General features: G+C 67.5%; 13 protein-coding genes and 1 pseudogene. 9 read left to right on the top strand and 5 right to left on the bottom strand.

Going from position 1 to position 12,934, the window contains the following annotated elements; all coding sequences use genetic code 11:
* Positions 1-13 precede the first annotated feature (13 nt).
* From A5648_RS20575 to A5648_RS20535, 9 genes are read left to right on the top strand one after another with little or no spacing between them, the layout of a single operon-like run.
* Positions 14-1,315 (top strand): MCE family protein, encoded by a 1,302-nt coding sequence (locus tag A5648_RS20575; RefSeq protein WP_234787503.1) that lies wholly within the window; start codon positions 14-16, stop codon positions 1,313-1,315.
* Positions 1,312-2,340, top strand: coding sequence for an MCE family protein (locus A5648_RS20570; protein ID WP_065026332.1), 1,029 nt, complete (start codon positions 1,312-1,314; stop codon positions 2,338-2,340). The genes A5648_RS20575 and A5648_RS20570 overlap by 4 nt, the downstream gene beginning before the upstream one ends.
* Before the next feature lie 46 nt (positions 2,341-2,386).
* Positions 2,387-3,481, top strand: a complete 1,095-nt coding sequence (locus tag A5648_RS20565; protein ID WP_065026331.1) for an MCE family protein — start codon at positions 2,387-2,389, stop codon at positions 3,479-3,481.
* Positions 3,478-4,923: an MCE family protein gene (locus A5648_RS20560; RefSeq protein ID WP_065026330.1), complete on the top strand. Its 1,446-nt coding sequence runs from the start codon at positions 3,478-3,480 to the stop codon at positions 4,921-4,923. Before A5648_RS20565 ends, A5648_RS20560 begins: the two co-directional genes overlap by 4 nt.
* A complete protein-coding gene (locus A5648_RS20555; RefSeq protein WP_065026329.1) occupies positions 4,920-6,083 on the top strand; it encodes an MCE family protein in 1,164 nt (387 codons plus the stop codon). The genes A5648_RS20560 and A5648_RS20555 overlap by 4 nt, the downstream gene beginning before the upstream one ends.
* On the top strand, positions 6,084-7,634 hold the full coding sequence (locus tag A5648_RS20550) for an MCE family protein (RefSeq protein ID WP_065026328.1): 1,551 nt from the start codon (positions 6,084-6,086) through the stop codon (positions 7,632-7,634).
* A gap of 17 nt (positions 7,635-7,651) precedes the next feature.
* Entirely contained in the window at positions 7,652-8,158 is a 507-nt protein-coding gene (locus A5648_RS20545) for a hypothetical protein (RefSeq protein WP_065026327.1), read from the top strand.
* A gap of 15 nt (positions 8,159-8,173) precedes the next feature.
* The gene (locus tag A5648_RS20540; protein WP_065026326.1) at positions 8,174-8,593 is read left to right on the top strand and encodes a hypothetical protein; all 420 of its coding nucleotides are present in this window, start codon (positions 8,174-8,176) and stop codon (positions 8,591-8,593) included.
* 38 nt (positions 8,594-8,631) lie between these two features.
* Positions 8,632-9,090 carry a hypothetical protein gene (locus A5648_RS20535; protein ID WP_065026325.1) on the top strand — a complete coding sequence of 153 codons (459 nt, stop codon included), beginning with the start codon at positions 8,632-8,634 and terminating at the stop codon, positions 9,088-9,090.
* Positions 9,091-9,094: 4 nt separating this feature from the next.
* On the opposite strand, the gene A5648_RS20530 is transcribed toward A5648_RS20535, so the two are convergent.
* The 5 genes and pseudogenes from A5648_RS20530 to A5648_RS20510 form a co-directional block, all read right to left on the bottom strand.
* The gene (locus tag A5648_RS20530) at positions 9,095-9,694 is read right to left on the bottom strand and encodes a twin-arginine translocation pathway signal (RefSeq protein ID WP_065026324.1); all 600 of its coding nucleotides are present in this window, start codon (positions 9,692-9,694) and stop codon (positions 9,095-9,097) included.
* The gene (locus A5648_RS20525) at positions 9,691-10,479 is read right to left on the bottom strand and encodes a VirB8/TrbF family protein (protein WP_065026323.1); all 789 of its coding nucleotides are present in this window, start codon (positions 10,477-10,479) and stop codon (positions 9,691-9,693) included. Before A5648_RS20525 ends, A5648_RS20530 begins: the two co-directional genes overlap by 4 nt.
* A 51-nt stretch (positions 10,480-10,530) precedes the next feature.
* Positions 10,531-10,965, bottom strand: coding sequence for a hypothetical protein (locus A5648_RS20520; RefSeq protein WP_428844365.1), 435 nt, complete (start codon positions 10,963-10,965; stop codon positions 10,531-10,533).
* A gap of 100 nt (positions 10,966-11,065) precedes the next feature.
* On the bottom strand, positions 11,066-12,718 hold the full coding sequence (locus A5648_RS20515; protein WP_065026322.1) for an FAD-dependent oxidoreductase: 1,653 nt from the start codon (positions 12,716-12,718) through the stop codon (positions 11,066-11,068).
* A gap of 23 nt (positions 12,719-12,741) precedes the next feature.
* Positions 12,742-12,934, bottom strand: a pseudogene (locus A5648_RS20510) (IclR family transcriptional regulator); the annotation flags it as partial.

Below are 12,934 nucleotides of genomic sequence, written 5' to 3'. Positions count from 1 at the left end.
TGGCGGCGGCCTAATGGTTCTCGGAGCGACCGCAGATCCGCCGATGGACCGGGAATCCGACGAGGGGATTCACCGGGGCTCCGCCGCGGGACGACATCGGCCCGGCTCGCAGCGAGGGAAGCAACCGGCCTACCTGCGGCCACTGATCGGGCTGGTGACCATCGTGACGATCGCGGCTGTCGTCGGGCTGGCGATCGGCTTGTTCCGGGGCAGCTTCACCCGCACGGTCCCGGTCAGCGTGGTGTCGCAGCGGGCCGGTCTGGTGATGTATCCCGACGCCAAGGTCAAGCTGCGCGGGGTTCAGGTGGGCAAGGTCGGGGCCATCGATCCTCGACCGGACGGCACCGCGGTGCTGCGGCTGGAGATGCAACCCGACCAACTGCGGTTGATTCCGGCGAACGTCACCGCCCGGATCGCCTCCACGACGGTGTTCGGGGCCAAGTCCGTCGAGTTGGTGGCCCCGCCGGATCCGGAGGCCACGCGGCTGCATGCCGGTCAGGTGCTGGCGGGCGAACACGTCACCGTCGAAATCAACACGGTGTTCCAGCAGCTCGTCCGGGTATTGGACAAGATCGACCCGAAGAAGCTGAACGAGACGCTGAGCGCGGTCTCGACGGCCTTCAACGGACGCGGGCAGAAGATCGGGCAGGCGCTCACCGACTTCGACAAGCTGCTGGCCGAGATCGAGCCCAGCCTGAACACTCTCGAACACGAGGCCGCCACCATGCCGCCGGTGTTCCGGTCGTACGCCGACGCGGCACCGGACCTCACCGCTGCGCTCAACGCCACCAGCACCATGAGCGACAGCATCGTGGCTGAGCGCAACAGTCTGGACACCTTCCTGCTCAGTGCCATCGGTCTGGCCGATACCGGCAACGAGGTGCTGGGCGAGAACCGGCAGGCCCTGACCGACCTGACGCATGTGCTGGAGCCGACTGCTGCGCTGCTGGACAAATATCACGAGGAACTCGGCTGTTCGATCGGCGGCTTGGTGCCCTTCGCCAATTCGCCGCCGTTCAACGTCCCCGGCATCATCATCACCGCCAGCTTCACGTTGGCCAAGGAACGCTACCGCTACCCCGACCACCTACCGAAGGTGGCGGCCCGCTCCGACCGCTCCTACTGCACGGAACTGGGTCTGCCCGACGTGCCGCCGGAATACCGGGTGCCCGCGCTGATCGCCGACACCGGAGCCAACCCGTATGAATACGGCAACCAAGGCATCCTGCTCAACTCCGATGGCCTCAAGCAGGCGCTGTTCGGACCGATCGGCGGGCCGCCGCGCAACAGCGCCCAGGTGGGGATGCCGGGATGACACGCTCTTTGGGACCCCTGGTCAAGTTCGGCATCTACGCCGCGGTGATGGTGCTGGCGACGATATTTCTGTTCGCGATCTTCGCCGAGGTCCGCACCGGTCCGACCGTGGGCTACCAGGCGGTGTTCTCCGACGCCTCCCGGCTGAAATCCGGGGACAGCGTGCGGGTGGCCGGCGTGCGCGTCGGCACGGTGGGGGGCGTGTCCCTACGCAAAGACGGCACGGTGCTGGTGAAATTCCAGGCCGACCGCAACATTTCGCTCACCACCGGGACGCAGGCCTCGGTGCGCTACTTGAATCTGGTCGGCGACCGCTACCTGGAACTGACGGACGGACCGGGCTCGACCCGGCTGTTGCCGGCCGGCTCGGAGATTCCCCTGGAGCGGACCGCGCCCGCACTGGATTTGGACCTGCTGCTCAACGGCCTCAAGCCGGTGATCCGCGGACTGAATCCGCAGGACGTCAACTCGCTTACCGCCTCGCTGATCCAGATCATGCAGGGCCAAGGCGGCACCATCGAATCATTGATGTCTCGGACGTCGTCGTTCTCAAGCTCGCTGGCCGACAACAACCAGGTGATCGAGTCCCTGATCGACCAACTGCGCACCACGCTGGCCACCTTGTCCAACGGCGACAAGCGGTTTTCCGGGGCGATCGATCGACTCAACAAACTGGTCGCCGGCTTGGCGGCCGACCGCGACCCGATCGGGACCGCGGTGACGGCCTTGGACCGCGGCACCGCATCGCTGGCCGATCTGCTCGGCAACGCGCGGGATCCGTTGACCAACACCATCACTCAGGTCGATCGGTTGACCACCGCCATCAACGCGGACCTGGCCGGCCTGGACATGTCGTTGCAGAAGGCGCCGGAGAACTACCGCAAGGCCATCCGCCTCGGCGCCTACGGCGGGTTCATCCAGTACTACCTCTGCGCTGTGCAGATCCGGGTCAGCGATACCCAGGGCCGTACGGCGGTGTTCCCCTGGATCAAAGCGGAGGAGGGCCGATGCAGCGACACCGACTGAGCAGCGTGTTGCCCGGTGCCGCGCCGGTACGGCGGGGGGCGCGCTGATGCTGAGATACCGCGGCAGCCATCTGAGCAGGATGGGCCTGATCGGCATCGTGGTCGTAGCCTTCGTCGTCGCGATCGGGCTGCAGCCCGAGCAACTGATCCAGTGGGCCACCTGCGTGCGTTACCAGGCCCGGTTCGCCGAAGCCGGTGGCCTGAGCACTGGTGCCGACGTAACGCTGTCGGGGATCAAGGTCGGCTCGGTCACCGATGTCGCACTCGACAACGGCGACGCCCTGGTGACGTTCACCCTGGCCGGCAAATACCCGCTGGGCTCGCAGACCACCGCGCACATCCGCACCGGGTCGTTGCTCGGCGAGCGGGTGCTGACCGTGGAGCCGGCGGGCAGCGGCAAGCTGCGCCCGCTTGAGGTCATCCCGCTCACCCGTACGTCGTCGCCGTACTCATTGGTCGACGTCGTCGGCGAACTGACCTCCAATACCGCCGGCACCGACACCGAGTCGCTGAACCGGTCGTTGGACACCCTGTCGGACACCATCGACCAGATCGCCCCGCAGCTGGGGCCGACGTTCGACGGTCTGAGCAGACTGTCCCGCGCGGTGAACAGCCGCAACGAGGGCCTTGCCGACCTGCTGAAGTCGGCCGCCGAGCTCACCGGTGTGCTCTCCGAACGCAGCCAGCAGATCAACTCGCTGATCCTGGACGCCGACAGTCTCGTCGATGTGCTCAACACCCGACGGCAGGCGATCGTCAACCTGCTGGTCAGCACGTCGGCGGTGTCGCGCCAGCTGTCCGAACTCGTCGCCCAGAACAACGAACAGCTCAAACCGACGCTGGCGAAGATCATCGAGCTGAACAAGATCCTGGAGAAGAACCGGGACAACCTCGCCAAAGCGCTGCCAGGCCTGGCGAAATACGAACTCACCCAAGGCGAGACGGTGTCCAACGGGGCCTACTACAGCGCCTATGTGCCGAACCTGTTCCTGCCGCAGCTGCTCCAGCCGTTCCTCGATTACATCTTCGGCTTCCGGCGCGGCGTCGACGCCGGACAGCCGCCGGACAATGCCGGGCCGCGTGCCGAACTGCCGTTCCCGGTCAATGGGATTCCGCAACCAGGAGACCTGCCGCCCCGATGAAGACTCGTAAACCACTGCAGATGGCGGCGGTCGCCCTGGCGGCGCTGCTGCTACTGGCGGGTGCGGGCATCCTGGTTCGCCAGACCATCCTGAAACCGACTCGGATCACCGCGTACTTCTCCACCGCGACCGCCATCTATCCCGGTGACGAGGTCCGGGTCGCCGGGGTGAAGGTCGGCACTATCGACCGCATCGAACCGCAGGGCACGCAGGCCAAGCTCACCCTGCGCGTCGACCGCAAGGTGCCGATCCCGGCCGCGGCCAAAGCGGTCATCGTCGCGCCCAACCTGGTGGCGGCCCGGTTCGTCCAACTGACCCCCGCCTACCACCGCGGCGACGGGCCGACCCTGGCTGACGGCGCGGTGATCCCGCGCGAGCACACCGCGGTCCCGGTCGAGTGGGATGAGGTCAAGACCCAGTTGAACCGGCTTGCCGCGGAACTGGGCCCGCGCAGCGGTGTTTCGGGAACGTCGGCGTCGCGCTTCATCGACAGCGCGGCCGATGCGATGGACGGCAACGGCGCCAAGCTGCGCGAGACGTTGGCGCAACTGTCCGGCGTGGCCCGGATCTTCGCCGAGGGCAGCGGCAACATCGTCGACATCATCTCGGGCCTCCAGACGTTCATGACGGCGCTACGTGACAGCGATCAGCAGATCGTGGTGTTCGAGTCGCGGCTCGCCACGTTGACGAGCGTGGTCAACGACAGCCGATCCAACTTGGATGCCGCTCTGACCGACTTCGCCGGCGCGATCGACACGGTGCGGGATTTCGTGGCGGGGAGTCGCGCCGAAACCGCCGAGGCGCTGCAGGGCGTGGCCAATGTCAGTCAGACGCTGGTCGATTCGAAGAATGCGCTCCGCAACATTCTGCATATCACCCCGAACGCGATCGCCAACACGCTCAACATGTACAACGTGACCAGCGGGACCCCGGTGGGTTCGTTCGCGTTCGCCAACTTCAGCAACCCGGTTCAGGCGATCTGCACGATGAACGGCGCGATCGGCAACGTGACGTCGACGGAGACCGGCAAGCTGTGCGAGCAGTACCTCGGGCCGGCCATGCGGCTGCTGAATTTCAACGGGCTCCCGTTCCCGATGTCCCCGTACCTGACCAAGGCGGCCAGCCCGGAGAAGTTGATCTACACCGACCCGGCGTTGATGCCGCACGCCGAGCACCCGGGGAACTTGCCGGAACAGGAGCCGTCGATCTCGGCCTTCACCGGATTGCACGGCGACGTCCCGCCACCACCGGGATGGACGGATCCGTTGCAGCCGCGGGGTTCCTACGTGCCGGACGGGCTGCCCGCCGCAGCGACGCCGCCGCTGATTCCCGGAACGCCGCTGCCCAGTCCGACCACCTTCGACGGGATGCTGCTGCCGGGCGGTCTGCCGCCAGGGCCGCCGCCCGGTCCGTTGCCCGCGGAAGGGGGGCCCACGCCATGATCGGTCTTCGTTCCCTGCGGCGCAGCGCGGCGGTCGCGGCTTTGGTCGCCGTCACCACGACCGGCTGTGCCTTCGGCGGGCTGAACTCGGTGGCGCTGCCCGGTGTTCAGGGTCGAGGTTCCGGGGCGCAGCATTTCACCGTGCAGCTGGCCAATGTCGGGACGCTGGAATCCAATTCGCCGGTGCTGCTCTCCGACGTGGTGATCGGCAGCGTCGGCAAGATGACCGTCAGCAACTGGCATGCCAACGTCGACATCGCGGTCAACCCCGGCGTCGAGGTCCCGGCTAATGCAGTCGCGACCGTAGGGCAGACCAGTCTGCTCGGTTCGATGCACCTGGCACTCAACCCGCCGATCGGAGAGCAGCCGACGGGGCGGCTGAGGTCCGGAGCCACCATCGGTTTGAGCGACTCGTCGACCTATCCGTCCACCGAGCAGACCCTGTCGTCGCTGGCGGTGATCGTCAACGGGGGCGGGCTCGGCCAGATCGGTGACATCATCCACAACTTCAGCGCGTCCATGGCGGGACGGGAAGCCGACATTCGCGACCTGATCGTCCGGCTGGACAACTTCACCGGCGCGCTGGACCGGCAGCGGAACAACATCGTCGATGCTATCCAAGAGATGAACCGGACGGCCACGACTTTCGCCGGGCAGCGCGACACGATCCACCGTGCGCTGGACAAGATTCCTCCGGCCATCGACGTCTTGATCAAGGAGCGTCCCAAGTTCGTCACCGCGATGACCAAGCTGGGCCAGTTCGGCGACCTGTCGGCCGGCCTGGTCAACGACTCCGGGCACCAACTGGTGTCCGACCTCATCCACATCGAACCGGCGTTGCGTTCGCTGGCCGATATCGGTCCGGAACTCAACTCGGCAGTGGCCTACGCCTCGGCCTTCCCTTACGGGCCCAATGCGATCGAGCGGGCCGTGCGGGGCGACTTCCTGAACCTGTTCGCCGTCTTCGACCTCACCAAACCGCGACTCAAGCGCGCCATGTTCGCCGGCACGCAATGGGGTGATGAAGACGCGAAACTCGTTCCGGCGCCCGGTGACCCGTGGTACTTGAACTATTCCTACGACCCGCTGCAAGAACCGATCCTGCGGTCGTCGAGCCAGGGCTTACCGCCGGGGGCGCTCGGTTCGGGAGGCGGTGGCTAGATGCTGACACGTTTTGTGCGGATTCAGCTGATCCTGTTCCTGGTGGCCTCGGTGATCGGCGTCGGAGCCATGATCTTCGGCTACATGCAGGTGCCGACCCTGCTCGGGATCGGCCGAGTCACGGTCAAGCTGGACCTGCCGGAGACCGGCGGGCTCTACCGATTCTCCAACGTCACCTACAACGGCGTGCAGATCGGCACAGTCACCGACGTGGCGCTGACCGGCAACGGTGTACGGGCCACGCTGTCCCTGGATCGATCGCCGAAAATCCCCGCCGACCTGGTGGCCTCGGTGCGCAGCGTGTCGGCGATCGGCGAGCAGTACGTCGACCTGCTGCCGCGCAGCGATGACGGCCCCTACCTGCAGAACGGTTCGGTGATCGCGGCGTCCAACACCCAAGTGCCCCAACAGGTCGGGCCGATGCTCGATCAGGTCAGTGCCCTGGTCGACAGTATCCCCAAGGACCGGCTCAGCGGCCTGCTCGACGAGACCTTCCAAGCCTTCGAAGGCGCCGGCTACGACTTCCAATCACTGCTGGATTCGGCGACCACCATCAGCGGTGACGCCAACCGGGTCTCGGACAAGGTACGCAGGCTGATCGATGACGCTGCGCCACTGCTGGACTCCCAGGACCGAAGCACCGACGCGATCCGGACCTGGGCGCGCAGCGTGGCCGGGATCTCCGAACAGATCGCCGTCAACGACCCGCAGTTGCGCGCCATCCTGCAACGGGGCCCCGGATTCGCCGACGAAGTGTCCGGTCTGATGCAGGATCTCAAGCCCACCCTGCCGATCCTGCTGGCGAACCTGAACACCCTCGGGCAAGTGCTGATGGTCTACAACCCGTCGCTGGAACAGTTGATGGTGCTGCTGCCCGGATACATTGCCGCCCAGCAGTCGTTCGGTCTGCCCAAGAACAACCCGACCGGTCTGCCGCAGGGCGACTTCACCCTCACTTTCGGTGACCCCAACCCGTGCACCGTCGGGTTTCTGCCTCCGTCATCCTGGCGTTCTCCGGCCGACACCACCACGATCGACACCCCCGACGGCCTGTACTGCAAACTGCCGCAGGACTCACCGGTATCGGTGCGTGGTGCCCGCAACTTCCCGTGCATCGAGCATCCGGGCAAGCGCGCGCCCACGGTCGAGCTCTGCGACGACCCGAAGGGGTTCGTGCCCATCGCGATGCGTCAGCACCTCACCGGCCCCGGACCGTTCGACCCGAACCTGGTCAAGCAGGGCATCCCGGTCGATGACCGGGTCGATTTCAACGACCGGATCTTCGCCCCGACCGGAGGCACCCCGTTGCCGCCGTGGGCCACGCCGTCGGGGACATCACCGGATTCCCCGCGGCCGGTGGTGCCGGCGCCGCCCCCGGAAGCACCGGGTGCGGCTCCCTCGGCGAACGCCGGCCCGGGACCGTCGGTCGCGGTGCTGCCCTACGACCCGAACACGGGCAAGTACATGACCCCCGACGGGCGCTACGAGCAGCAGACGAACCTAATGCCCGGATCGGGCCCCAAGACGTGGACCGACCTGATGCCGTCCTAGCCGAAGGAGGACAAAACATGCGCGCACTTGAATTGACCGTCGTCGCAGCGGCTTTCGGCCTCGTCCTGGCGTCGACACCGGCGCCACCGGCGCAGGCCGCCCTGGGCTTCGAGCTCAACGGCCCCTACCAGGTCACCTCGAACGGGGACTGGGCCAAGACCAACGAGGTTTTCATGAACGAAGTCACCGTCTCGTCGGTGTGGACGTTCAGTTCCAGTTGCGAGAACGCACACGTCTGCACCGGCCAGGTCAGCAGCGACCAGGGCTGGACCGCGCCGCTGGAATTTCGCACCTCGCGGTGGATCGTCGACCGCTTCCACGAGAACTGGCAGACCTGCCCGGACGGCACCACCTCGCCGGGCCGGCAGCGCTACCAGTTCCAGGGCAGCGACACCAACGGCCAGTACAACAAACGCAACATCGACCTGCTCGTCGGCTACGACAGAACGATCGGCGTCTCGGGGGCGTGTGGACGCAACCAGCCGACGGTGATCGTCCTGCCGCTGAGCGTGCGGCGGCTCTAGGCGGTAGGGGAGACCATGCAGACCACTCACGTGACGAAAGCGCTTGTCGCGGCGCTACTTGGCGCCGGGGCGGTCGCCGCCGTGACGCCCGCGGCGCCGTCGGTTGCCGACCCGTATGTGCCGATGTGCGATGTCCCGGCGTGCACACCCGGAATCGCACCCAATGTTGTGCTGGGTGCGCCGTGCTCCAACACGACTTACTTCGTCTTCGGGTCCGCTGTTGCCGGGCCTTCCACTCTGCCGGGCAGGCTGGTGTACTGCGCGTCGCCGCGCCGCTACGAGCCGCGCTGGTTCCGCTCCCCGGAGATGCACGGCATCAAGGAGGAGAACAGCAAGTGCGACGAATATTCCGGCGAGGTGGCGCAGGCACCCGACGGGCTTTTCTTGACCTGTGTCGCCGATGGCGAGTCGTTGTGGCGTCGCGGAGACCTCTAGCGGCACATCAGTCCTGGCAATTCGAGGGAGTTCGGCCCATGATGCGAACCACTGTCGGTGCAGCGCTCGGCGCGCTGGCGGTTGCCACGGCCGTGGCGCCGCCCGCCGCGGCCGATATGCGCTACGGCAACTATGACGTGCTGACCAACCGGTGGACCGACGCCACCTGGGTGTGGGCGGCCTACCCGTGCGAGACGATGGGCAAGTTCGATGACCTGCCGGCCGGCTGTGTTCAGGTCAGCGCGATCGACCGGCCGCACTTCTTCGGCCGCGGATACTACGGCGGCACCGCCCGGCTGGTGAACGGGCAATACTCCTTCACCTCGGATTACCCCAACGGTCTGAACTGTCCGTTCGGACCCTCGATGCCGACCCGCGACACCTACACCTGGGATGCCAACACGCTGGCCGGCGTCGTCGAATCACATTTCGACGTGGGCTGTATGAACGGTCCCGCCGGAGTGAACACCTGGACGTTCGCTCTGGTGCGGATGTAGACGGTTACACCGGATCGAACGAGGAGATCAGCCACCGGTCGCCGTGCTTCTCCAAGCCGACCTTGACGCTGCTCATCGAGTAGGAGCCGTCGGGGTTCGTCTTGCTGATCGTCGTCTGGTTGAGATAGATCAGCACTTCGGCGGAGCCGGGACGCAATGACACGATGCCCTTGCGAACCACGGCGGCGATCGTCTGCACTTCCTTCTCTTTGACCGCCGGGGTGACGACCTTCTGGGTGAAATCGGTGTAATGCGAGAGGAAGTCACCGGTGAGGTGGCTCTCGGCGGCGGCGAAGTCCTGCTCCATCGTCTTCGGCGCGTAAGTCAACACCGCGACCGCGCCGTCGGCGGCAGCGGCCATCACGGCCTGTTCGCCCGCGGGGCCGAGTTGTTGATCTGCCCGCAGCACACCGAAGTACAGCCAGGCGGCCAGCGCCGCTGACGCCAACAGCAGCCCGCCCAGCGCGGCAGCGATCCAGCGCGCCGTTGAGACGGTCGGGCCGGCTTGGGATTGCTCGGCCGGTGCCTCGTCGGCCACCTGTTCGGCAGGCTCCGCGGCGTCGGCCGCATCGAGTGTCACGTCGTCTTCATCGGGTTCGCTCATGCCGCGAAGTCCACCTTCGACATCTTGACCTGGTCGCCTTCACGCGCCAGGTGCACAGTGAGGCGCCAGCTGCGCGGTTCCTCTTTCGCTCCGGCGGTATTGGTGACCTTGGTAGTGGCCGCGACCAGCACCACCGCCTCGTTGTCCGACATCGACTCCACGCCCGCGACCGCCGTGTCGATAGTGGTGACGGTTTTGGACTCGCGGGCCACCTTGGCGAAGTCGCCGGCGTGGGCTTCGAAGTCCTTCTTGAACTCACCGGTCGAGTTGTCCAGGATCGCCTTGACGTCGTCGTCGACGGTCTCGTAGTTCAACGACATCAGCGTCACCACGCCCTGCCGCGCGGCCGCGGCGTACTCACCCAGTTGATGCTGGCGCTGTGCGACATCGCGGTGGTGGGACAGCATCAGCACATCAACGGCGAGGAACCCGCCGATGGCGAGCACGGCCAGCGTCGCCGCCACCCACCGCAGTCGTCTCCAGATGCCGGTGGACGTGCGCGGCTGCTCAGCCGGTTTTTCGACGGCACCCTCCTCGGCGCCGGAGTCCGGCTCGGCACCTTCGGACGCCTCGACGTCCGGTGTGGTTTCCAGCTCGACCTTGCGGCTGGATTCCGGCTCGGACCCCTGCTGCGCCTTGAGCAGCTCCGCGCGGGCGCGGGCCAACTCCGCTGCCGCCTCGGCGGCTTTGGCCTCGGCTTCCGCCAGCGTCAGCGCATCCTTCGAGGCGCCCTTGGCGGCATGCTTTCCGTGACCGCCCGGTTTCGCCGGATCACGCGACGGCATACGCCCTCCTGTCCGTTGTCCACCCAGCCCGAAACGGTAGCACCGGGGCTCTCACCAGGTGCGGAGCGAGCAGAGCGCCCCCTTGGTGCCGGCGTCGGTGGCGACCACGACGTCGTCGATGCGCAGTTCGCAGACGAACCCGGGCGCGGCCAACTCGGCATGCATCCCGGGCAGCGACACCACCACCATGGCCCAGTCCTGCGGGTCGGCCAGGGTGGTCTCGAAGATCCAGGGTTGGTTGGGCCCGACCGTGACGTCCGCCCGCGGGCTGTACTGGTAGGGGTTGTGGCTGTACTCGCCGAAGTTGGGCGGCTGGACCTCGCGGTAGTAGATGTACGCCTGCGCGGTTTGTGTCGCGCTGACCAGGTAGCGGACCCGGTGCGGTGCCGCATCGTCGGCGCTCGCCGGCGCAGCGGCCGTCAGCGTGGCAGCGATCGCCACGCTCCCCGCCAGCAGCGGCGCGCCGAGGTTCAACCGGGTTCTCACGGGCTCCTCCACTGCTGGGCGCCAGCCGGAGCGGCACTGCCAAAGATTCAAATTCTTTGCGCGGAAGAATAGCATTTCCGCCCGGTTGGTGCCGAGCGAATTACGCTCCGGTCGCCGGATCGCCGGCGGCCGCCGCACGTCCGGCGCGGAAGCCGAAGACCATCGCCGGGCCGATGGTGCCGCCCGCGCCACCGTACGCCCGGCCGGTCACCCCGGCCATCGCATTGCCCGCGGCGAACAGACCCGGGATCGGCCGCCCGGTGACGTGCAGGACCCGGCCGTCGTGGTCGGTGCGCGGCCCGCCCTTGGTGCCCATCGCCCCCACCGACAGCGGCACGGCGTAGTACGGCGCGGTGTTGATCGGGCCGAGGGTGCGCCCGGCCGGGGTGTCCGCCTGGTCATCGCCCCAGTAGCCGTCGTAGGCGCTCGCGCCCCGCCCGAACTCGGGATCCCCGCCCGCCGCGACGCCGCGATTCCAGGCCGCCACCGTGCTGTGCAGACCCTGGGCGTCGATGCCGGTCTTGGCGGCCAGGCTGGACAGGTCGGGGGATTCGCAGAACCAGTCCGGTGGGGTGCCGGCGGGCGCGACGCCGAGGAAACCGTAGCGGCGCAGGTGCTCGGCGTCGAACACGATCCACGCCGGATCGTTGACGTAGCCGCCGCGGGGCTCCAGATAGTGGAAGGCGCCTGCCATCGAGTTGTAGTCGCAGGCCTCGTTGACGAACCGGCGCCCGGACCGGTTGACGATGATGCTGCGCGGGCGGGTGCGCTCCAGTCGAACACTGCGGCTGCGCTGCTGGCCGCCGATGGTGTCGCCGGGGATCCGGACGATCGGAACCCACCACGCCTCGCCCATGTTGGCCAGGTCGGCGCCGTGGGCCATCGCCATGCGCAGTGCGTCGCCGGTGTTGGCCGGTGGTGATACCGCGCCCCGCATCGGTCCCCGCAGGAATGCCTCCACCAGGGCGGTGTCCCATTCGAATCCGCCGTTGGCCAGGATGACGCCCCGCCGGGCGCGCACCCGGCGCGACATGCCGTCGTGCTCGACCCGCACGCCCGCGATGCCGTGGTCGGCCCCGGCGATGAGCTCGACGCCACGACAGTTGGTCGCCGGCGTCACGCCGGCATCCAGCAGGCCCTTGAGCAGCCCGGCGATCAGCGCGGTGCCCGCCACGCAGAGATCGTCGGCTCCGTTGCCGATGTCGGCGTGCAGCCGGGCGCGGGTCTCGGCGTCGAACCCGACGTTGCTGTAGTCGGCCGGGAACGCGGTGATGCGGTCCTGCCAGTCTTTCCAGGGGCCCAGCCGGGACATGTCGTAGGGCAGTGGGCTCAGCGAACGCCCACCTCCCGGGCGCCCGCCGGGCAGCTCCGGCTTGTAGTCCGGGAATCCGGAGGCGACCTCGAAGCAGACGTCGCTGTGCTTCTCGACGAAGTCGACCATCTCCTGGCCGGTCTGTACGAAGGTCGCGACCAACTCCTCGTCCATCGCGCCGAACGACTGCGCCCGCAGGTAGTCCAAGGCGGCCTCGACGGTCAATCCGGGAACCCGGTTGTGCGCGGGGATCCAGGCAATACCACCGGAGACCGCGGTGGTGCCGCCCACGGTCGCGGCCTTCTCGTAGACGGCAACCGATGCGCCGTTCACCGCCGCGGTGAGGGCTGCGGTGAGCCCGGCGCCGCCGGTGCCCAGCACCACCACGTCGACTGCGTTATCCCAATCGTCGTCGTCCCACCCGTGCGCACCGCTTGGCATTGGCGTTTTCCTCTCGGCAGATCTCAGCTGAGGATCTCGGACAGCCGGGCGGCCGCCGCCAGCACGGCAGCTCGGCCACCCAGCACGACATCCTCGCGATGCGAGATCAGGTTGATGCAGGTGGGCGGCGCGGGAGGGCGGCGGCGCACCGGCACCGCCAGTCCGAAGGTCCCGGGCTCGATCTCGCCGTGGGTGACCACCCAGCCCCGCTCGCGG

The sequence above is a fragment of the Mycolicibacter sinensis genome (assembly GCF_001673565.1).
GTDB lineage: Bacteria > Actinomycetota > Actinomycetes > Mycobacteriales > Mycobacteriaceae > Mycobacterium > Mycobacterium sinense_C.
Note: the sequence above shows the minus strand (reverse complement) of the source record. Positions and strands in the feature narration are given on the sequence as shown.

Excerpts from the sequence above, each read along its gene's own strand:
- A5648_RS20575 (WP_234787503.1), top strand. The coding sequence starts at position 14 with ATGGTTCTCGGAGCGACCGCAGATCCGCCGATGGACCGGGAATCCGAC.
- A5648_RS20570 (WP_065026332.1), top strand. The coding sequence starts at position 1,312 with ATGACACGCTCTTTGGGACCCCTGGTCAAGTTCGGCATCTACGCCGCG.
- A5648_RS20565 (WP_065026331.1), top strand. The coding sequence starts at position 2,387 with ATGCTGAGATACCGCGGCAGCCATCTGAGCAGGATGGGCCTGATCGGC.
- A5648_RS20560 (WP_065026330.1), top strand. The coding sequence starts at position 3,478 with ATGAAGACTCGTAAACCACTGCAGATGGCGGCGGTCGCCCTGGCGGCG.
- A5648_RS20555 (WP_065026329.1), top strand. The coding sequence starts at position 4,920 with ATGATCGGTCTTCGTTCCCTGCGGCGCAGCGCGGCGGTCGCGGCTTTG.
- A5648_RS20550 (WP_065026328.1), top strand. The coding sequence starts at position 6,084 with ATGCTGACACGTTTTGTGCGGATTCAGCTGATCCTGTTCCTGGTGGCC.
- A5648_RS20545 (WP_065026327.1), top strand. The coding sequence starts at position 7,652 with ATGCGCGCACTTGAATTGACCGTCGTCGCAGCGGCTTTCGGCCTCGTC.
- A5648_RS20540 (WP_065026326.1), top strand. The coding sequence starts at position 8,174 with ATGCAGACCACTCACGTGACGAAAGCGCTTGTCGCGGCGCTACTTGGC.
- A5648_RS20535 (WP_065026325.1), top strand. The coding sequence starts at position 8,632 with ATGATGCGAACCACTGTCGGTGCAGCGCTCGGCGCGCTGGCGGTTGCC.
- A5648_RS20530 (WP_065026324.1), bottom strand. The coding sequence starts at position 9,694 with ATGAGCGAACCCGATGAAGACGACGTGACACTCGATGCGGCCGACGCC.
- A5648_RS20525 (WP_065026323.1), bottom strand. The coding sequence starts at position 10,479 with ATGCCGTCGCGTGATCCGGCGAAACCGGGCGGTCACGGAAAGCATGCC.
- A5648_RS20515 (WP_065026322.1), bottom strand. The coding sequence starts at position 12,718 with ATGCCAAGCGGTGCGCACGGGTGGGACGACGACGATTGGGATAACGCA.